Source organism: Emticicia sp. GW821-FHT11C11, from assembly GCF_058808615.1.
Genome location: NZ_JBXARV010000003.1, coordinates 117,303 through 137,900 on the forward strand (window position 1 = coordinate 117,303; position 20,598 = coordinate 137,900).

Here is a 20,598-nt window from a genome sequence, read left to right on the forward strand (position 1 = left end):
GAAATTGTTCAGGCAAAGAATTTATATCTTTGCATACTTATATAAACCTAAACTCTTGATTCATGGTGTTTTGGCACTATTTACTACCGGTTCTTTTTTTCTCGGCTGTTGTTGTCCAACTCGTTTTCATTTTGGGAGTGTTTACACGTTTGGCGTCTCATCATGACAATGATCCGGAAATAGATGAAGCAGGAAAACCAGGTGTTTCGATTGTGATTGCAGCCTGGAATGAGCTTGAGAATCTGAAAGAGCTTTTGCCTTTGCTTGAGGCACAAGAATACCCTGATTTTGAGGTTATTGTTGCTGACGACCGTTCACATGATGGTACTTATGATTACCTGTTGTTTAATGAAGGAGTTTATTCAAAGGTTAATTTTGTAAGAATTGAGTCGTTACCTTCTCATTTTACTGCTAAGAAATTTGCGGTGACAATGGGTATAAAAAAGGCTTCAAAAGAAGTTATCTTATTGACCGATGCTGATTGTCGCCCAACCAGTAACCGCTGGATTGACATGATGGTAGCCCAAATGAGTAGTGATAAAAAAATTGTACTTGGGTTTTCTCCATATTCTTATGAGAGCTCACGCCTCAATTCATTGGTCAGATATGAAACCTTTCAAACTGCTTTACAGTATTTATCGTTTGCCTTAGCTCGCATTCCATATATGGGAGTAGGTAGAAATCTGATGTACAGAAAAGATTTGTTCTGGTCGACTAATGGGTTTGCCAGTCATCATGGTTTATTAAGCGGAGACGACGATTTATTCGTAAATGAAGTTTCAAACAAGAAAAATGCGGCTGTTTGCGTGAATCAGGAAGCCCACATGATATCAGAACCGAAGAAAACATGGGGAGAATGGGTACAACAGAAACGCCGGCATTTATCAGTTGGAAAAAGATATAAATTCAGAGACAAAGTTTTATTAGGAATGTTGGCCATGAGTCACCTAATGTGCTGGTTTATGCTTCTACCAATGATATTTATTAAACCCGATTGGTTTGAAGCACCGGGTTGGTCGAGGATTCCGGCAGAATGGCTCGAAAGATATAATTATCATGATTTTTATCCTTTTACTGACTGGATGCGTTTGGTGACAGGAGTGTTTTTATTTTGGTTGGTAGTCAGATGGATTGTTCTCACAATAGTTAACAAAAAACTGAATTATACAATCAGTTCGTTTAAAATACCGTATTATGACTTATTATATGCGGGTTATTATTTTATCTTCGGAGTCGTAACTATTTTTTCGAATCCTAAAAAAATTAAATGGAGATAAAAAATATACTAATTAGTCTTTTAACATGTCTGCAGGTATAGATTTACTTACAAAATATTTTCCGAAAATTACTGCCAGACAGCGCGAGCAGTTTGAGCAGTTACAGGATCTTTACAGCTATTGGAATAACCAGATAAACGTGATTTCGAGGCAGGATATCGAAAACCTGTACGAAAAACATGTGCTGCATTCGCTGGGAATTGCCAAAGTGATTCAGTTTAAACACGGTACAGAAATCCTTGATGTAGGCACAGGGGGTGGATTTCCCGGTATTCCGATGGCCATTCTATTTCCAGAGTGCCATTTTCATCTGGTAGATTCGATCGGAAAAAAGATAAAGGTGGTCACAGAGGTGGCGCAGGCTTTAGGATTGAATAATCTGACAGCCCAGCACGAAAGAGCCGAAAATGTGGCTACTGATTTCGACTTTATCATCAGCCGTGCAGTAACAAGGCTTAAACCATTTTATGATTGGGTACAGAACAAAGTTGCCAGAAATCAGTTTAATGAGTTAAGAAACGGTATTTTGTATCTGAAAGGAGGCGATCTGGAGGAAGAATTAGAGGAATTCGGCAAGAAATATAAACTATACAACCTGTCGGATTATTTTGAGGAGGAGTTTTTCGAAACCAAAAAAGTAGTTTACGTTCCATTTTAGTTTAGTGCTATTTTTTAGGTAAACATTTAAATGATTCAATCAAATGAACGAAAAATTTTCGGCCAGCAGTCTTAAAAACCCTTTACTTCCTGACGAAGTTATTTTCAGCGAAAAGGGGGTAACTTTCAGAGAGAGAAAAGTGTTTAGCAGTTCCGAAAACTTTGTTTTCTATAATGATATAGCCGGCGTGGAAATAGACGCCGGGGTATTTTTTGCAACCATCCGAATCAAAGCCCGGGCGAGAGAGCAGGAGATTCTAATAAGAAATTTCACAAAGGCCGATGCACGCACAGTAAAAGAACTGATCGTCGAACGCGCTTTTAATTAGGCTATACTGCTTATATATACATGCTCAATTTAGGAGTCAAAAATACTTTAAAGATACTCAGGGGTACCAGCGTTGGAATGTACCTGGGGGATACCGATGGCAATGATGTTTTGTTGCCTAAGAAATATATACCCGATGATGTAATTGTCGGTGATGAAATCGAAGTGTTTATCTATAAAGACTCCGAAGATCGTATTATTGCCACCACGCTCGAACCCAAGGTAAAACTGAATGAATTTGCGTATCTGCAGGTAATGGCGGTTACGGGCATTGGTGCTTTCTTAGAATGGGGCCTGGAGAAAGACTTATTTGTGCCATTCAAAGAACAGAATAAGAAACTGACGACTGGTGACTGGTGTGCAGTTTACGTTTATCTGGATGAGGATACTGAAAGATTGGTAGGCTCATGCAAAGTAAATAAGTTTTTTGAGAAAGAGAATATCAGTCTGGCAATAGGAGAAGAAGTAGATTTATTGGTGTTTGAAGAAACTAATCTGGGACTAAACGTTGTCATAAATCAGAAATACAAGGGGCTTATCTATGAGAACGAGATTTTCCAACGTATCAAATTGGGAAGTTCCGTTAAAGGATATGTGAAGAATATCAGAGAGGATAACCGTATTGATGTAAGCCTTCAGAAACAGGGATATGCCAATATAGAACCCAACGCTGAACGTATTCTTGAGAAACTGAAAGCTAGTAACGGATTTCTGGATCTGACCGATCGAAGTGATGCGAACTATGTGATGTATCAGTTGGAAATGAGCAAGAAAACATTTAAAAAAGCAATAGGGGGGTTGTATAAGCAAAGGTTGATAAGGATTGAAGAAGATGGTATTTATTTAATTTGCGATTAAAACAGAATATATGAAACAGATTATTTTTAGTGAAAAAGCGCCAGCGGCTATTGGCCCTTACAGTCAGGCAGTATTAGCAGGAAACACCTTATATGTTTCTGGACAGATAGCGCTTGAATTGGCATCGGCAGGCGATGTGCGAGCAGAAGCATCAAAAATTATGGAGAACATAGGACACATATTAGCCGAAGCAGATATGAACTATGAAAATATTGTAAAGTCAAGTATTTTTCTAAAAAATATGGATGATTTTGCGATTATTAATGAGGTATATGGAAGTTACTTTACGTCGGCACCTCCGGCCAGAGAAACAGTTCAGGTGGCACGTTTACCTAAAGATGTAAATGTTGAAATATCAGTGATTGCAATTAAGTAAATTTAATGTAAAAACCCCTTATTTGCATTTAGGACGCATAAAGTTGAAAATCAGGCATTTGTAATGAAAAGTATTAGGTTACGTGTAAATAAAACCTTGCCGTAAAATAATTTTCATTTACAATTATTAGTCTGAAGTAAATAAAATATCTATATTTACGAAAAAAGAAATTCCTCCCATTTGTAACTAAAACTAAAATAGTTTAGCTATGAGAAAAAATTATTTTCTATCTCTGTTATTGTTGATGATTGCTTTTTTGAATGTTGAAGCAAAGGACAGAGTAATATCAAGTATGGCTCCACTCCCTGGTCCTGTTAAAGTTGCACCATTTAATACACCGACGAATTGGTCACGTGAATTTGTGGCTAATACTGGAACTCAATTGGATGTTGGTTGGAAAACTAATAATACACCTTCGCTTAAGTATCAAATCGCTTATTCGGTTGATGGGGTAAATTTCAGTTACTACACAACCGAGTCTTTTACTGCATATGGTGCTTTCCATTTTAATGGTCTTAGCCCAAGTACGAATTACTGGTTTGCTGTAAGAGCAGTAAAAGACACTAGTGCATTCGTAGTTACAAATTTTGCAACTTGTTCGACTGATTCTTTATTAAGTGGAGTCTCAAACGAAGACTCTACAAGATATTCGTGCTGGTCTAGTTTATATAAGGTAAGAACCATGGCGAATTTACCGTATACTCCAACTAATTTAAAGGTTCTTGATGGAGTGACTCAAACGTCGGCAACAATATCTTTCAGAGATGTTTCTATAGATGAACAAAAATTCATAATTAAACGTAGCGCTGATGGTGGTGCTACCTGGGATGATGTAATCTTTATGAATACCCCTGATAGTACACGTAAGGAGTATGATATTACTTATACGGATAATGGTTTACAGCCGTATATAACATATATATATCAGGTAGCTTCCTGGAACAAGACAGGATATTCTACTACTGGTGCTTTTTCTCAACCATTCCGTACTTTACCTTATCCTCCTGCGGGTCCATCATTGCTGATTTCTCCAAAGCAGGGTTTAGATTCTATATATTTGGAATGGACTAACCACGCATTCAATGCAACATTTATTAGAATTGAGCGCTCAGTTCACGGAGGGCCTTGGAGACCAATTGTTGAGGACTGGCCTATGCATGTAAACTGGTTTACAGATAAAGGCGTGGAAGAGGGCATTACTTATCTTTATAGAGTATTTGCTGGAAATGATGGTGGTTTAAGTTCGGCTTCTAATGAACTTTATGTTTCAACTAAGAAAAGATTTGGCCCACCAGCACCTACTAATTTGCAGGCCACCAATATAAGCCCTACTCAGATTGATTTGAAGTGGTCAAACACGCCATTCGGAGAATATAATGTCCCTACGTCAATTAGAGTCACCCGTTCATCTACAAATGCAATTGATGGTTTCGAAACAATTGCTACTTTATCACGTGATGCATCTTCATATAGTGATATTAGTGTATCTCCTAAGGGTAACTATTGGTATAGAGTGTTAGCTTACAATGATTTTGGTAACGGAGGCAGTGAAGTAGTAACTTTATTAACTTTAGGCCCTCCAACCGCACCATCAAATCTGAACACTGCTGCTGTAAGAGATAGCTTAGGTAATGACGTTATTACAGTTAATTGGACTGATAATTCAAATGATGAAGATTATTTCGTACTTGAAAGAGCTACGGATGCTAATTTTACTCAAAATCTGCTGACAGCTACCTTGTTGAAAAACTTAACGTCGGCCACAAGTAATCCATTTGAAGAGGGCGTTACTTATTATTACCGTATTAAGTCTGTGAACAAACATGGAGAATCAGCATATGCAAGTTTGAAATCAATTACTACTTTTTATACGGTTGCTCCTAATAAGCCATATGCTTTGAAAGCTTCGGCTACAAATGCTACAACTGTTGCTTTGAAATGGAGTGATGATTCGAATAAAGAAGAAACATTTGTAATTGAACGCTCAACAAATGGCACTAATTATACTAGTCTTGCTTCAACGCTTCGTAATGTGACCACTTATAACGATATTACAGCAGCAGCAAGTACTAAATACTGGTATCGTGTGAAAGCAGTTAACCCTAAAGGGAGCTCAGCTTATTCTAACGTTGTTACTGTAACCACACCTGCCAGTACAAATGCTTTGGTTATTAGCAATACTAACGATATTTGGCAGGTATACCCTAACCCAACAACCGATGGTGTTAGAGTAGTGTTGCCGGAAAGCATGCAGAGCAAAGTAGCCATTGTAACAGTGATAGACAAAATGAACAGAGAAGTAATTAAAACCAAGATTGATGCCAACCAAAAAGAGTATCGTTTGGATTTAAGTAACTTCGCCGAAGGTACTTACACAATCAGTATTCGCACTGCTGACCAGCAGATTTCGAAACGTGTGTACAAGTATTGATTGAAATAATATGGAAGGACATAATAAAAAAATAAGCGGCTCTTAGAGCCGCTTATTTTTTTATTATGATATGTTGATCGATAAAATGAATAGTTAAATCGCTTTTGAGAAAGTATTGCTTATTGCATTGCCCGCATTACTGATGTACTTATCAAAAACTGTGCATACGTTTCTGATGAAAGTTTTACCTTCTGCTGTAATTTTTACTTTATTATCATCCAACGCTACTATTCCGTCGTTTTTTAATGCCAGTAATTGCTGCAGTTGTTGTGCATCGAGGTCGTCGAACGAGAAGTCTGTTTCAAACCGACACATCAGATTCTGAATGTAGTTTCTCCAAAGCATATCTTCATTGGTTTGAATGTGCCCTCTTAGCAGGGGAAAAATGCTGTTTTTGGTTAGATGTATGTATTCGTCAAGACTTTTGGTATTCTGCGACAGGGCTGTCCAGGAATCGCTGATTGCCGAGACTCCCAGGCCGAGCATGCTTTTGGATTGGGTAGTGGTATAACCCATGAAATTACGGTTAAGCGAGCCATTTTCACCTGCTTTATAAAGCGAATCGGTAGGCAATGCAAAATGATCCATACCAATTTCATGATAACCGCTTTGTTCGAAGATTGTCCGCCCTAATTCATATAGTTGGCGCTTGGTTGCGGCGTTGGGTAGATTGTTTTCATCAAACCCCCGCTGCCCGTTTCCTTTCAGCCATGGCACATGCGCATAAGAGTAAAGAGAAAGCCGGTCAGGGGCCAGTTCAAGGGTCTTTTTGATGGTTTTTTCGAATTGCTCTGCGTTTTGAAAAGGAAGACCAAAAACCAGATCATGACTAATGGAGGTGTATCCAATCTTACGGGCAAGTTCGGTTACTTTCTTAACGTTCTCGAACGGTTGCAATCTGTTGATAGCTACCTGAACGGTATGGTCGTAATCCTGGACACCGAAACTCACTCTTCTGAAGCCTAGATCGTACAGGGTTTTCAAATGAATTTCGCTGGTGTTATTGGGGTGTCCTTCAAAGCTGAATTCTGCGGTTGGACTTACTTTCGAACCGGAGAGGATTCCTTCGATCAAATCTTTGAGATTGTCGGCCGAGAAAAAAGTAGGTGTGCCACCGCCCAGGTGTATCTCTTCAATAACCGGAGCTTCTCTTAAAAGATTACGATACATGTTCCACTCTCGCAGTACGGCCTCAATGTAGGGTACCTCGAATTGGTGATTCAAAGTAATACGTTTATGGCAGGCACAGAAAGTACATAAACTTTCGCAGAAAGGAAGATGAATATAAAGACTTAGTTTCTTCTGGCTTTTGTAACTTTTAATGAAACTTTCTTTCCATTGTGCTTCGGTAAAATTGTTGTTGTCCCAGTAGGGAACAGTAGGATAACTGGTATACCGGGGTGCGGAAGTATTGTATTTTTCAATAAGCGCTGACTTTATCATTTCATCTTTTTTTGTTCCAAAAGTAGTGGAGTTACAAAAAAAGAAATATGATACCGGTCATATTTGCTAATTTCTGAGTCTTTTTAATTTTTCAGAATCAAGAATAGTGATTTTTCCCGACTCTATTTCTACCAGTTTTTCGTCCTTGAAGTCGGACAATGTGCGGATAGCGGTTTCAAGCGAGGTACCTGCCGCACTGGCCAGGTCTTCCCGACTGATTTTCATCGAGGTCTGGTTATCAGGGTAGAATTTCATGAGTGCTTCAGAAACTCTCTTCCTGACCGAATTATAGGCGAGTTTGAGGAGATTTTCTTCGTTGTCTTTGATGTTTTTTGAAAGCAACTGAATGAACTTCTGTGCTACCTGTGGGTTTTGAAGCAACAAAGTATTAAATTCTTTTTTAGGAATGAGGCATATTTCCGAGTCTTCGAGTGTTTCGGTGGTATCAGTAAAATTGGTTTCCTGTATCAGGTCTACATAGCCCACAAAATCGCCGGGATGATAAAGGTTTACTATGAATTCTTTGCCGTCGTCGTTCGTTTTGAATGCCTTTATCTTGCCCTTTATTACATAATAGAGGTAAAGCGGGAAATCACCTTCTCTATAGATTTCAGCTTTTTTCTTGAAATACCTTATCTCACGGTTTTCGGTCAGTTTTTTCAGTTCCTGCTCTCCGTTAGCATCGGCAATTAATTGGTCGAGCCCTGTTATATCCTGTGAATATTGCTTTTTAGAAACTTCTTTTTTCCTGAGCCTGCTTTCTATGGCACTGAGCAGTTCTACGTCGTCAAACGGTTTGGTGATGTAATCATCGGCGCCCATGTCCATACCTTTCCGGAGGTCGGAGCGTTCGGCTTTGGCGGTTAAGAATATAAAAGGGATAGACGAGGTTTTCTCCTGTTTTGAAAGTAAATGCAGCACACCGTAGCCATCAAGCACGGGCATCATGATGTCACAAATAATGAGGTCCGGTTGTTCTTTCATAGCCAGGTCAACGCCAACTTTGCCGTTTTCGGCAGTGAGGACCTCGTAGCCATCCAGTTCCAGAATTTCTGATGTATTTTCTCTTATTTCTGAGTTGTCTTCAATTAAAAGGATTTTTTTCATGGCATTGTTATGTGCTTATAGATATCGGGGTAGTGTGATAATAAACTCTGTACCTTTATTTTCTTCGCTTATATAATCGATTTTGCCTTTCAATAAATGAACATACTGGTTCACGATACTCAGCCCTAAGCCGGTACCCTGAATTTCGCCTGCATTGCTCATGCGGTAGAACCGTTCAAAAAGGTGTTTTTTCTCGGCTTCGGGTATGCCTATGCCTTCATCTTTTACACGGATGATTACTTTATCGTCATTCAACTGGCCAGCCACATGAATCGTGGTATTTTCGGGAGAAAACTTAATGGCGTTGGAAATAAGGTTAATAAAAATGTTTTTGAGAATCTTGGGATCCAGACAAACCTCGCATGAATGCTGATTTGCCTCACATCTGAATGCGACTTTCTGGCCTTTTTTGGTGATACCCTGCATTTGCTGGCAGAGTTCATCCATAAAGTCATCGATTGCGAATTTTTCAGGTGAAACAATTACCTTACCCTCCTCGAGTTTGTTCAAAGATAGGAAATCATTCAGAATTTCGGTAAGTGTTCTGACAGATGATTTAATGCGATTGATATGTTTATCGCGTTTTTCGTTCTCGTCGAGATCGGCATATTTTTCTACCAGAGAAAGTGACGATAAAACAGTAGCCAGGGGGGTACGGAATTCATGAGAAGCAATGGTAATGAATCTGGATTTCATCAGGTTCAGTTCCTGTTCGCGTTTCAGAGCCTTGTCGAGTTCATCTTTTGTTCTTTCAAGCTTCTGAATCGCTTCTTTCAGCACCAGTGTACGTTCTTCAACCTCTACTTCCAGTTCGTTTTTATAGGTCACCAGCTTGTTTTCAGCCTTTTTACGGATGCTGATGTCAATTACAAAGGCTATTACATAAGCTCCTTTGCTGTTATGATAAGGGCTCAGGCTGATTTCTACCGGAAACTCGCTGTTATCTTTGCGGCGTGCGTATAAATCCATACCATTGCCCATAGAGCGTGCGTGCGGATGCTCATTAAAATTTTTTCTGTGCTCGGTGTGGGTATGCCGGAAACGGTTCGGAATCAGGTCTTCTATCGTTAAATTCTCCAATTCTTCCGGTTCGTATCCAAACATTTCCGCTCCACTAGGATTCACACGCACAATATGGCCATCCTTATCTGCTATTAAAATTCCTTCAGTGGCAAACAGAAAGATAGCCTCCGACTGGTGTAATATATCCATTTCCGCTACAGTTGACAGAATACCTGTATTCTTTTTCATTGGCAAAGAAGAGAAGTTTTAGCAGCTAAAAATATGACAAAAATCAGTTTTCTGAAACCACTACGTTGATTTTTTTTGATTGAATCATATTGGCTTATGATGAAACTCATATTCATTGGTCTGGGAAATGCTGAATTTTGTTGCATCGAAAAACTATTCGGATTCCACAAAAATGAAAACCATACTTTTAGCAACAGATTTTTCAAAGGCAGCTAATAGAGCCGCCCACCTGGCCAGCCAGATAGCATTAAAGCAAGAAGCCCGTCTGATACTGTTTCATGCATACCGGTTTATGAACTCGTATGATGATAATTACGGGCTCCCGATTGATGAAGTGAAGAGAATAAGTTCGAAGAAACTGGCTGATCTTAAAAAGAGAGTTTTAGCGAAAATTGATCAGCCTCTGGAGGTAGTTCCGTGCAACAGGCGGGGTTTTGCAATGGATACCGTGAAAACAGTAATCAGTGAATTCGGAGTTGATCTGATAGTGATGAGTAGTGTGGGGGATTCTCCGCTCGGGGCTGGTTATTTTGGTAGCCTGGCCACAGAGATGCTGGGTACCTTGAAGATACCGATGCTGATTTTACCGCCTAAATACCGACTGAAAAATATTGAAAGTGCGGTGATGAGCATTGATTTACGAAAACCGGTAGATGCAGCCGCATTGGGCAGAAGCATCTATTTTCTAAGAGATATTAATGCGGTTACTGATGTGGTATTTGTGGCTAGAACCGAAACAGAGGCCAATAGCGGGCAGATTAAAAAGGCAGAATTGAGCCTGAGAGAGTTATTAAAGAATGTACCGCATACGTTTCAGTCCATTATGGGTAGCAACCAGGTAGATGAGATAAATAATTTTGTAAAAAAGAGAAAAGCCCAGTTGCTGATAACGTTTCCGCAGCAGCACGGATTTTTTGAGAAGATATTTTTTGCCGGAAATACCCGTAGACTGGTGTTTGACGCAGAAGTGCCTGTTTTGGCAATACAATGAAATTAATGCGAAAATATAATCATATATGAAGATTGTTGTTGATAAAGAGATGTCTGCCTATCAGTTAGCCAGGGCATTCAATGAGGTTTATCCTTTTCTTAAGATTGAAGTGTACTACAGGGGCAATGAGGTAAGCACGGACACTTTTCATACACTTGGTGATATTTCAAGTATGAAAAATCCATCGGTGTTTATTATTGCACCAACTATGACCATTGAACAAATCGAGCAGTACTTCTGGGATAAGCTGGGTTTGCAGGTAAGCGTTTTCAGAAAAGTGGGGAACTCATGGATAAACACCTCTTTTACTAACAACTGGACACTGGAACGGCAAAATGACATTGGCCGTAATATCTACAGTTCTATTGTGTGAGTGCCAGATAACACTTACACAATAGAACTATAAACTTTGTATTTAGTGAAGCCTTTGCTGGCAAACTTCCATGCAGATTTCTCCCGGCGATTTGGTAAACCAATTGGTAGAAAATTCTGATTAATGCTATTCTATCTCGATTTCAGATATTGTACTCTTTTCCTTGACTGATTCAGAAACTGCTTGACGGTATCTGGCGATTGCAGATATTGATCATAATATTTAATGGCATTCGACTTGTCGTTTTTCCAGTCGTAGTTGCGGGCTACCATGAAAAGTAAATAAGGGCGCTTATCAAATATATATGCATTACTATAGGCATCAATGGCCTCTTCATAGTTTTTCTCACTTTCATTAATATAACCAAGTGTATAGTAATAATCGGCGATGTTTTCGGATACTCCCATAGCCACGGCTTTTTCGAAATTGACTTTTGCTTTAGCAAAGTTGTTTTCTTTCAGATAAGCCAAACCAAGAAAGTAGAATACTGGTTCGTCGGGTTCGCCTTTCTTAGCATAATCTTCCAGAACTTTGATACATTGGCTGGTGCTGTCGACCCGGTAATAGGAAAAACCGAGCATTCTTTGAAAAGCCAGACTTGAATCGCCTAAAGCCATTAATGTGCGCATAGCTGTGATGACATCTTCATGCCGGTTTTCTTTGTAAAGTGCATTGACTTTTAGCCGATGGAATGGCAGATAAGTGGAGTCGATTTTAAGCGCTTTTTCCATCAGATTTTTGCAGTTAAATGTCATATTTCTGCGGAGATAAACTTTCCCCAGCTCATGAATGCCTTCAAGGTCAGAAATATTTAGTCCAAGGGATTTACGTAATAAAACCATAGCTAAAGAGTCGTTACCCAACTTGGTATACACCATCCCCAGTAATTTGAAGTAAGCGGCATTGGTTGAGTCTGTAGCCAATAGTTTATGATAATAAGTCTTTGCTTTCTTGTAATTGCCTGCACTTTCAGAATTATTAGCTATTTGAAGTAGGGCAGTACGATTGGTAGAATCGGTCGCTAATACCTTAAAATAGTAATAATCACTTTTCCTGTAATCTCCTGTTTTTGAAAAACAATAGCCGAGTTCCAACAGGCATTGTTTGGTGCCACAATTGGATAGCTGTTGAATGGCCTCACTAAACCGATAATCGTTTATCAATGCTTTGGCAGTAGCAATGGCGTTTTCATTTGTGGTTTGTGCCAGGATATTAGTACATATAAGCAGTGCAAAGAGGTAGATTAAGTTCTTCATCTATTGAACAGTTTAGAAATGGAGTAATAAGTTTTTTAGAACATTTAATGAAGCAAAAATAGTATTTAATACCGTTTGACAAAATTTCAGATTAGAGATTTTAAAGTCTCTTCGGCAAAATATGATATGTATCAGTTTTTTACTGGCGTTTGGTCATAATTGTGCTGTTGCCTGGAGCCTAATTTTGGGTTTTAAACAACACACTTTATTGAATGGCAATTTTAATCTTTTTTCTGGCCCACTGGTATTTGTCACTATTTTCACAAACTTTCTTCCTGCACCGCTATGCAGCACACCAGATGTTTACGATGTCAAAAGGATGGGAGAAATTCTTTTACATATTTACTTATGTAACACAGGGCTCGTCGTTTCTGAGTCCAAAAGCTTATGGTATCATGCACCGTTTGCACCATGCCTATGCTGATACAGAACAAGACCCACATTCACCAAGCTATTCAGACAACTTGTTCCACATGATGTGGAAGACCAAAAACTATTACAACGATATTCTGAACGATAAAGCTGATATAGAGCCGAAGTTTAAGAAAAACGTGCCTAACTGGATGTTCATTGAGCGTCTGGGAGACCTATGGGTGTCGAGAATCGGCTGGGGAGTATTGTATACCTTGTTTTATATCTACTTTGCTACCAATCCCTGGGTATACCTGCTGTTGCCGATTCATTACCTGATGGGGCCGGTGCACGGTGTTATCATCAACTGGTTTGCGCATAAATACGGTTATACTAATTTTAAAGTGAACGACACCGCGAAAAATCTGTTACCGGTCGATTTCCTGATGATGGGAGAGTCGTATCACAACAATCACCATAAATTGGGTGGAAGAGCCAACTTCGGTGTGAAATGGCATGAGTTTGACCCTACCTACCCAATTATATTACTGCTGAACAAACTGAAAATTGTGAAGCTGAAACGGAATAACGATCTGAACTATATGTAGTTTTATAAATTATACAGCTATGACCCTGAGTGAAACGAAAACAACGTGCTACCATTGCGGTGAAGATTGTGCCGACAGCCCGATTGTGCTGGAAGACAAACACTTTTGTTGTCATGGCTGTAAGACTGTCTATGAGATTCTGCAAGATAACAACCTTTGTTCTTATTACGACCTGAACCAGCATGCAGGAGTCAGCCTGAAAGCGGCCAATTTTAAAGGCAGGTTTGATTATCTGGCCGAAGAGACCATTCAGGCACAATTGCTTGATTTTCAGAGTGCAACTATTCATAAGGTTACCCTTTTTATACCGGCTATTCATTGCAGTTCATGCGTATGGCTGCTCGAAAACTTTAACAAGATTCAGGCAGGGGTATTTACAGCCCGGCTCAATTTTCTGAAAAAAGAATTGTCGCTGAGCTACGATCCCACCCATGTAAGCCTGAAAACCATTGTGGAGTTGCTGGCAACATTGGGCTACGAACCTCTGATCAACCTGCAAAGCGTAGAGCACCAGCCCAGACAAAACCGCGTGCAACGCCGCCTGATTACGCAGATAGGTGTAGTGGGTTTCTGTATGGGTAATATCATGTTGTTGAGTTTTCCGGAGTATTTCCGGCTTGATCTCAACAACCTGGTAGATGCTACCTATCAGAAGTTTTTCCTGTATCTGAACTTCCTGCTGTCATTGCCTGTGTTCTTCTTCGGCGCTTCCGATTATCTGAAAGGCGCCTATGTTTCCATCAAAGAAAACATTCGTAACAGAACCCATGTGCTGAGTGTAGACATACCGATTGCTTTGGGTATAACGGCCTTGTTTGCCCGCAGTAGTTTCGAAACCTTCGTGAACCATTCGGCAGGTTATTGGGATAGTCTGGCGGGTTTGGTTTTCTTTTTGCTGATGGGCAAATGGGTGCAACAAGTAACGTATAATTATCTGTCGTTCGAGCGTAACTATAAATCATATTTCCCGCTGGCAGTAAAAGTAAGCGGCGGTTATAAAAATGTAACCGAACTACAAAAGGGTGACGTGATGGAGATACACCATCAGGAACTGATTCCGGCTGATACGCTTTTGCTTTCCGACAGGGCATATATTGACTATAGCTTTGTTACGGGGGAGTCGGAGCCAATTAAAAAAGAAAAAGGAGAATTGATATATGCCGGTGGCCGCTTGATTGGTGAGAAGGTAAATCTGACTGTGCAAAAGAAGGTATCACAAAGCTACCTGACCGAACTATGGAACAACGAGGCATTTAAAAAGGAGAAAAAGACACCGGCAACCGATCTGGCCAATGCGTTCAGCAAGTATTTTACTTATACCACTTTGCTGATTGCGCTCATAACAGGTATCTATTGGTACAACGTGCAGCCTGATTTGGTATGGAAAAGCGTAACGGCCGTATTGATGGTGGCTTGCCCCTGTGCATTGACCCTCTCAATGCCGTTTACGATGAATACTACGATGGGTATTTTTGGCCGGAATAAATTCTTTGTAAAAAACCAGATGGTGATACAATTACTCACAGAGATAAACGAGGTAGTATTTGATAAAACCGGAACTTTGACAGAAAACAAAAACGGCCAGTTGCATTTTGAAGATGGTAGCTTAACTGAAGAAGAGAAAGGCTGGGTTAGCCAGCTGGCGGCCCAATCGGTGCACCCGTTGAGCAAGATGATCAGCCGGCACCTGGGTGCAGGAACAGGCAGCATCAGTTATTTCAATGAAATAAAAGGTATGGGCATTGAGGGCGTGGTAGATGGTAATTTTATCAGGCTTGGCAATGCTGAGTTTATAGGGCTTCCTAATCAAAATAGGCGAACCGGACAGGTAAATATAGAAATAGACCGGGAATATCGCGGGTATTTTACCATAAAAGCCAATTATAGAAATAACTGGCGGGAAGTGTTAACCCGATTGAAGTCAGGATTCAGATTGGCTTTGTTGTCGGGCGATAACGATGAGGAGAAAGAAAACCTAAGCCCGTATTTCGATAAAAACAGATTGTTGTTTAACCGGAAACCGCAGGATAAACTTGATTATATCAGAATAGAGCAGGAGTCAGGCCGGCACGTGCTGATGATTGGCGATGGATTGAATGATGCCGGAGCTTTGCGGCAAAGCAATGTAGGCATTGCGCTGAGTGAAGACGTGCAGGCGTTTTCACCGGCTTGTGATGCCATATTGGATGCCTCCAGATTTGACAGGCTTACTGATTTTCTGAGGTTCAGTAAAATTGCGCTTACTATTGTAAAAGCCAGCTTTGTGTTATCGCTGGTGTATAATTTCATAGGCATTGGCTGGGCGGTATCAGGAGAACTATCTCCGGTTATGGCGGCTATATTCATGCCTTTGAGCTCGTTGTCGGTTGTATTATTTGCGGTGGGCATGACCTACCTCTTTGCCAGAATCAGAAAACTGTTATAATTATGGCTGTCATTATTTTTTTGGTTGTAGCTGCACTTTTAGTGGCCGGTGGTTTCCTGATATCGTTTATCTGGGCCACTAACGACGGTCAGTTTGATGATACCTACACGCCGTCAGTCAGGATTTTGTTCGATGAAGAAAAACCTGCCGAAAATCATAAGTCTGCATGAGTCACGATAGATTTTAATTGTTAGCAACTATCTAGTTTTGCTTATCAATTAAACCTGTTATGAAAGTAAAATTACATAGAAACTTAATTGCGTATATCCGGAAATCGATTGTGTTCGTGCTGGAATCGAGCGCTATAGCCGGTGTGGCATTATTGGTGATTCTTTTCTTTGTAGCCCGGAACTGTCAGGCTCAGGTCGATTTCTCCAAAATACCTGCGCAAGAAAAATACATCAACAATAAAGCGCTTATTACTGTAAAAAACGTAAAGTATGTTCAGCGTGACGAAGAGATAGACTGCACCTGGAAGACCTCACATGCCGTACTGAACGGGATGCTGGATATGAAGACACAGGATTTTCTGAACGACTGGCTTTCGGGCATGACGTACTTCGGTAATTGCGAAGGCGACAAAGAATGTTATGATTTTCAGTTGTATCATTATTACTATAAAACAACCAGAATAAGCTATCTGCAAAACGATTTACTTGGATTTTATCTGTACGAGGGTAACTGTAAAACCGAAAACTCGTATTGTCTGGAAAACCAGGATTGGGAGATTTATGATTTGAGAGGAAAACGGTTTTTGCAGGAAAGCGATGTTATTCAGCAGGACGAAAAATCGCAGAAAGCATTTTTTGCCCTGATTGAGAACAAGGTAAAAAAACAAAGACTGACATTGGTAGATGACTGGAAAGCTTACACGCGCCAGATCGGTCTGGATAAGAAAATGCTGCTGGTGTACCTGAATAATGATATGCTGAATAATTCAAAAGGTATACTGTTGAGATTCCCAATTGATGAGATAGAACGTGTGCTGGTGCCATGCTTTGCCAACAGATTGTATAACAGGGCATGTGAGCGATTTGATCAGCCAATTGTCAGTCAGCAATTATTGAAAAATGAATAAACTGATTGGGCTGGGAATGTGATTTATAAATTTGTTTTCTATGCTAAGGTAGAAATATTTAGGTTCAAATGAATGATGGAAAAAGACAGGTGTTGCCTGTCTTTTTTTCTGATATATATCATATCTGCAAGTATAAATACTCATAAAATAGCTCGGCGGGGCAGGCTAGTTTTGCTGTATCAAAATAAATCTTACTCCGCATGAAAAAGATACTTCTTCCAACTGATTTTTCGAAGGCTTCAGAAAAAGCCATTCAATATGCCATCCGCTTAATGGGCGATACTCCCTGCGAGTTCACCTTAATGCATGCCTATGATACCTTCCCTACGGGAGGTTCACCGGAGATTGCCTACTCGCTGATAGAAGAGTTGTTTAACCGTGCGAAAAAAGAAATTGTGGAGCACCTGGAAGAAGTAAAACAACTCGATGCGAAGGGGATTCATACGTTTAAAACAGATCTAATGCCCACATCACCCGGCAGCGCCATACAGATTCTCAATCAGAAATATCATTATGATTTTGTAATAGTAGGGGCCACCGGCAAAGGAAACGATATCTTATTTGGCAGTACTGCTACCGACGTGGTAAGAAATGTACCGACCAATTCGATAATTGTACCGGTAAAAGCCAAGACAGAACCAATCAGAAACGTGGTGCTGGCAGTAGATTACAAGCCGGTGCATTCGTTCAGCGAATTTGACGGGCTAAAAGAAATATTGTTGCAAAACAATGCTACCCTCACTTTGCTGACCGTGCTGCGGGATGACCAGTTGCCGACTGAACTTGATGGGCTGATGAAGTTTGAATACCACGATTATTTCAAAGGTGTAACGGTAGTTGATTATCAGCTGCGGGGCGATAATCCGGAAGAAGGGATACTGGAATACCTCAGCTTACACAATGCCGATCTGTTGGTAATGCTTACCCGCCACCACTCTTTTTTTGATGTGCTGTTCAATCGCTCGGTTACAAGAAGATTTGCATTTAACCCGAGTGTTCCGCTGCTAAGCATTTTCGATGACGCCGAAATAGAGATACCCACGCACGAGGTTGTTACTTTCTGATAAATAATTGCAGGAAATGACCAGAGTAATGTCTTTCAAAAAATATAAAACGCTAATACAATGAACAAATATCCGGAGTTGAGCCATACACATTTTCAGAATCGTATCTGGCGCAATGAGTTAGAAATGATGCAGAAGGAAACCGATTTCTTTCTGGGTATTGTCGAAGAAATTGATACGCTCGGTGATACCGGTAAGAAAACCGAGAAGGATTGGTTTATTAATCAGTTTCATCATTTTCAAAGATTAACCAAACAACTGCAGGGAGAACTTGGCAGCCTGGAAAAAGCCCTGGCTGAAGGTGTGCTGCAAGACAATGTGCTGGATAAAGAGCAAAAACTTGATAACAAGTATTTCAGAGATGAGATGGATTATTTTGAGCAGGACTACAGAATCACGAAAAGCAAATTCAGAACATTTATTGCCAATTCAGATACGATTGGGATTGACTAAACCACGGTTTTGAGCTGAAACGGAATATATGACCAATCTCATATTTTCATAAAACGGTAGTCATGTTTTCAGCATGCACCCGACAGTAATTTTACGCCATCAAAGTTTTAAACTTCATTTTACTATGCAGTATACTACGCAGCCCGAGTCAGTTGGGACATTAGAACGATTTGAGTATGATAATAAAATCGTCAAAGCTTTTCTGATCGTAACAGTCATCTTTGGTTTAGTGGGCATGCTGGCCGGTTTAACTCTGGCCATTCAGCTTTTTTGGCCCGGAGCCAATTTTGAAAGCCCCCATGTAACCTTTGGGCGTCTACGGCCTTTACACACCAATGCCATTATTTTTGCCTTTGTAGGTAATGCCATGTTTGCAGGTATCTACTACTCCATGCCAAGGCTGTTGAAAACGGCTATGTTCAACAAAACCCTGTCCTGGATTCACTTCTGGGGTTGGCAGTTAATCATTCTTGCAGCGGCCATTACGCTGCCGCTGGGTATGACAACCAGCAAGGAATATGCCGAGTTAGAATGGCCGATTGACCTTGCTATTACTATTGTATGGGTAATATTTGCCATTAATATGTTTGGTACTATCCTTCGTCGGCGTGAGCGCCACATGTATGTTGCCGTTTGGTTTTATATTGCTACGGTGGTTACAGTGGCTTTGCTGCACATTGTGAACTCGCTTTCAATACCTGTTTCTTTAACCAAAAGCTATTCACTATACGCCGGTGTGCAGGATGCCCTGGTACAATGGTGGTACGGACACAATGCGGTGGCTTTCTTCCTGACAACCCCGTATCTGGGTCTGATGTACTACTTCCTGCCTAAAGCGGCTAATCGCCCCGTATACTCCTATAAGTTGTCGATTATTCACTTCTGGTCTTTGATATTTATCTATATCTGGGCGGGGCCTCACCACTTGTTGTACAGCTCATTGCCTGATTGGGCGCAAAGCCTGGGAACGGTGTTCTCAATCATGCTGATTGCACCGTCGTGGGGTGGTATGCTGAACGGTCTTCTGACATTACGCGGTGCGTGGGACAAAGTTCGTGAGGATCCGGTTCTAAAATTTTTCGTAGTAGCCGTTACCGCTTACGGTATGGCCACTTTTGAAGGCCCGATGCTTTCTTTGAAAAACGTAAACGCCATTTCGCACTTTACAGACTGGACAATCGCCCACGTGCATGTGGGCGCACTAGGCTGGAACGGTTTCATGATATTCGGTATTCTGTACTATCTGGTTCCACGTATGTACAAAACCCAGCTTTACTCTAAAAGCTTAACCAACGCGCACTTCTGGATAGGTACATTGGGTATTATTCTGTATGCCTTGCCGATGTACTGGGCAGGATTCACCCAAAGTCTGATGTGGAAAGAGTTTACACAAGACGGCTTCCTGGCGTATCCGAACTTCCTTGAAACGGTAACACAGATTGTGCCTCTGTATATGATGAGAGCCGTAGGTGGTACTATGTTTCTGGTTGGTACGCTGGTAATGATTTATAACCTGATTAAAACAGCACAACAAGGCACTTTTGTTGATGCAGAATATGCCGAAGCCCCTGCGCTTGAAAAAAATGTGAAAGTAGTAGGTGGCCACTGGCACTCAGTGCTGGAACGCAAACCGGTGATTTTTACAGGCTTAGCTATTGTAGCGGTAGTAATTGGTGGGGTAATAGAATTTGTGCCTACGGCTTTGATAGAGTCTAATGTACCTACCATTGCAGCTGTGAAACCTTATACACCACTTGAACTGGAAGGTAGAGACATCTACATCAAAGAAGGTTGCGTGGGTTGTCACTCGCAGATGGTTCGTCCGTTCCGTTCTGAAACCGAGCGTTATGGTGAATACTCAAAAGCAGGTGAATTTGTGTATGATCACCCATTCCTGTGGGGTTCGAAACGCACCGGACCAGACTTGCACCGTGTAGGTAAGAAGTATCCGGATAGCTGGCACTATAACCACATGATGGATCCAACCACCATGTCGCCCGGCTCAATTATGCCTCCGTATCCGTGGTTACTTGAAAACGACTACGACAAAGAAATGCTGCCGGCCAAGATTAAAGCCATGCGTACACTGGGTGTGCCGTATCCGGAAGGTTATGAAAACATAGCAATAGCCGAAGCGGAAAAACAGGCAGACCAGATTGCCAAAAGCCTGGCTGACGCCAAAATAAAAACAAGTAGCGATAAGGAAATCATAGCGTTGATTGCTTACCTGCAAAGATTGGGTACCGATATTAAACAATAACTATTTACGAC

19 protein-coding genes are annotated in these 20,598 nt (G+C 40.7%); 15 read left to right on the forward strand and 4 right to left on the reverse strand.

Features of this window, described 5'->3' with window-relative positions:
- Positions 1-62: 62 nt before the first annotated feature.
- The 6 genes from AC1RRY_RS15685 to AC1RRY_RS15710 all read left to right on the forward strand — a co-directional run bounded on the left by AC1RRY_RS15685 (position 63) and on the right by AC1RRY_RS15710 (position 5,927).
- Positions 63-1,277 (forward strand): glycosyltransferase, encoded by a 1,215-nt coding sequence (locus AC1RRY_RS15685; RefSeq protein ID WP_492822919.1) that lies wholly within the window; start codon positions 63-65, stop codon positions 1,275-1,277.
- Between the two features lie 25 nt (positions 1,278-1,302).
- Entirely contained in the window at positions 1,303-1,935 is a 633-nt protein-coding gene (gene rsmG, locus AC1RRY_RS15690) for a 16S rRNA (guanine(527)-N(7))-methyltransferase RsmG (protein WP_492822917.1), read from the forward strand.
- A gap of 43 nt (positions 1,936-1,978) precedes the next feature.
- Positions 1,979-2,263 (forward strand): hypothetical protein, encoded by a 285-nt coding sequence (locus AC1RRY_RS15695; protein WP_492822915.1) that lies wholly within the window; start codon positions 1,979-1,981, stop codon positions 2,261-2,263.
- 20 nt (positions 2,264-2,283) lie between these two features.
- The gene (locus AC1RRY_RS15700; RefSeq protein ID WP_492822913.1) at positions 2,284-3,120 is read left to right on the forward strand and encodes a CvfB family protein; all 837 of its coding nucleotides are present in this window, start codon (positions 2,284-2,286) and stop codon (positions 3,118-3,120) included.
- 10 nt (positions 3,121-3,130) lie between these two features.
- Positions 3,131-3,496, forward strand: a complete 366-nt coding sequence (locus AC1RRY_RS15705; RefSeq protein ID WP_492822911.1) for a Rid family detoxifying hydrolase — start codon at positions 3,131-3,133, stop codon at positions 3,494-3,496.
- A gap of 208 nt (positions 3,497-3,704) precedes the next feature.
- Positions 3,705-5,927 (forward strand): T9SS type A sorting domain-containing protein, encoded by a 2,223-nt coding sequence (locus tag AC1RRY_RS15710; protein WP_492822909.1) that lies wholly within the window; start codon positions 3,705-3,707, stop codon positions 5,925-5,927.
- A 93-nt stretch (positions 5,928-6,020) separates the two neighbouring features.
- Here the strand turns inward: AC1RRY_RS15710 and hemN are convergent, their stop codons facing one another.
- The 3 genes from hemN to AC1RRY_RS15725 all read right to left on the reverse strand — a co-directional run bounded on the left by hemN (position 6,021) and on the right by AC1RRY_RS15725 (position 9,728).
- On the reverse strand, positions 6,021-7,370 hold the full coding sequence (hemN, locus tag AC1RRY_RS15715; protein WP_492822907.1) for an oxygen-independent coproporphyrinogen III oxidase: 1,350 nt from the start codon (positions 7,368-7,370) through the stop codon (positions 6,021-6,023).
- A gap of 66 nt (positions 7,371-7,436) precedes the next feature.
- Complete coding sequence (locus AC1RRY_RS15720; protein WP_492822905.1) at positions 7,437-8,477, reverse strand: response regulator; 1,041 nt, start codon at positions 8,475-8,477, stop codon at positions 7,437-7,439.
- 15 nt (positions 8,478-8,492) lie between these two features.
- A complete protein-coding gene (locus AC1RRY_RS15725; protein ID WP_492822903.1) occupies positions 8,493-9,728 on the reverse strand; it encodes a PAS domain-containing sensor histidine kinase in 1,236 nt (411 codons plus the stop codon).
- Positions 9,729-9,900: 172 nt separating this feature from the next.
- On the opposite strand from AC1RRY_RS15725, the gene AC1RRY_RS15730 reads away from it, so the two are divergent.
- Both AC1RRY_RS15730 and AC1RRY_RS15735 read left to right on the forward strand, forming a co-directional pair.
- Complete coding sequence (locus tag AC1RRY_RS15730) at positions 9,901-10,719, forward strand: universal stress protein (RefSeq protein WP_492822901.1); 819 nt, start codon at positions 9,901-9,903, stop codon at positions 10,717-10,719.
- 25 nt (positions 10,720-10,744) lie between these two features.
- Positions 10,745-11,092, forward strand: coding sequence for a hypothetical protein (locus AC1RRY_RS15735; RefSeq protein WP_492822899.1), 348 nt, complete (start codon positions 10,745-10,747; stop codon positions 11,090-11,092).
- A gap of 131 nt (positions 11,093-11,223) precedes the next feature.
- On the opposite strand, the gene AC1RRY_RS15740 is transcribed toward AC1RRY_RS15735, so the two are convergent.
- Positions 11,224-12,348, reverse strand: a complete 1,125-nt coding sequence (locus AC1RRY_RS15740; protein ID WP_492822897.1) for a tetratricopeptide repeat protein — start codon at positions 12,346-12,348, stop codon at positions 11,224-11,226.
- Positions 12,349-12,560: 212 nt separating this feature from the next.
- On the opposite strand from AC1RRY_RS15740, the gene AC1RRY_RS15745 reads away from it, so the two are divergent.
- The 7 genes from AC1RRY_RS15745 to ccoN all read left to right on the forward strand — a co-directional run bounded on the left by AC1RRY_RS15745 (position 12,561) and on the right by ccoN (position 20,587).
- Positions 12,561-13,307 carry an acyl-CoA desaturase gene (locus AC1RRY_RS15745; protein WP_492822895.1) on the forward strand — a complete coding sequence of 249 codons (747 nt, stop codon included), beginning with the start codon at positions 12,561-12,563 and terminating at the stop codon, positions 13,305-13,307.
- Positions 13,308-13,326: 19 nt separating this feature from the next.
- A complete protein-coding gene (locus AC1RRY_RS15750) occupies positions 13,327-15,732 on the forward strand; it encodes a heavy metal translocating P-type ATPase (RefSeq protein WP_492822893.1) in 2,406 nt (801 codons plus the stop codon).
- Between the two features lie 2 nt (positions 15,733-15,734).
- Positions 15,735-15,902, forward strand: coding sequence for a cbb3-type cytochrome oxidase assembly protein CcoS (gene ccoS, locus AC1RRY_RS15755; protein WP_492822891.1), 168 nt, complete (start codon positions 15,735-15,737; stop codon positions 15,900-15,902).
- Between the two features lie 59 nt (positions 15,903-15,961).
- Positions 15,962-16,810, forward strand: coding sequence for a hypothetical protein (locus AC1RRY_RS15760; protein ID WP_492822889.1), 849 nt, complete (start codon positions 15,962-15,964; stop codon positions 16,808-16,810).
- A 200-nt stretch (positions 16,811-17,010) separates the two neighbouring features.
- Positions 17,011-17,874, forward strand: a complete 864-nt coding sequence (locus tag AC1RRY_RS15765; protein WP_492822887.1) for a universal stress protein — start codon at positions 17,011-17,013, stop codon at positions 17,872-17,874.
- Positions 17,875-17,934: 60 nt separating this feature from the next.
- Positions 17,935-18,327 (forward strand): hypothetical protein, encoded by a 393-nt coding sequence (locus AC1RRY_RS15770; RefSeq protein WP_492822885.1) that lies wholly within the window; start codon positions 17,935-17,937, stop codon positions 18,325-18,327.
- A 124-nt stretch (positions 18,328-18,451) separates the two neighbouring features.
- Entirely contained in the window at positions 18,452-20,587 is a 2,136-nt protein-coding gene (ccoN, locus tag AC1RRY_RS15775) for a cytochrome-c oxidase, cbb3-type subunit I (protein ID WP_492822883.1), read from the forward strand.
- Positions 20,588-20,598: the final 11 nt, after the last annotated feature.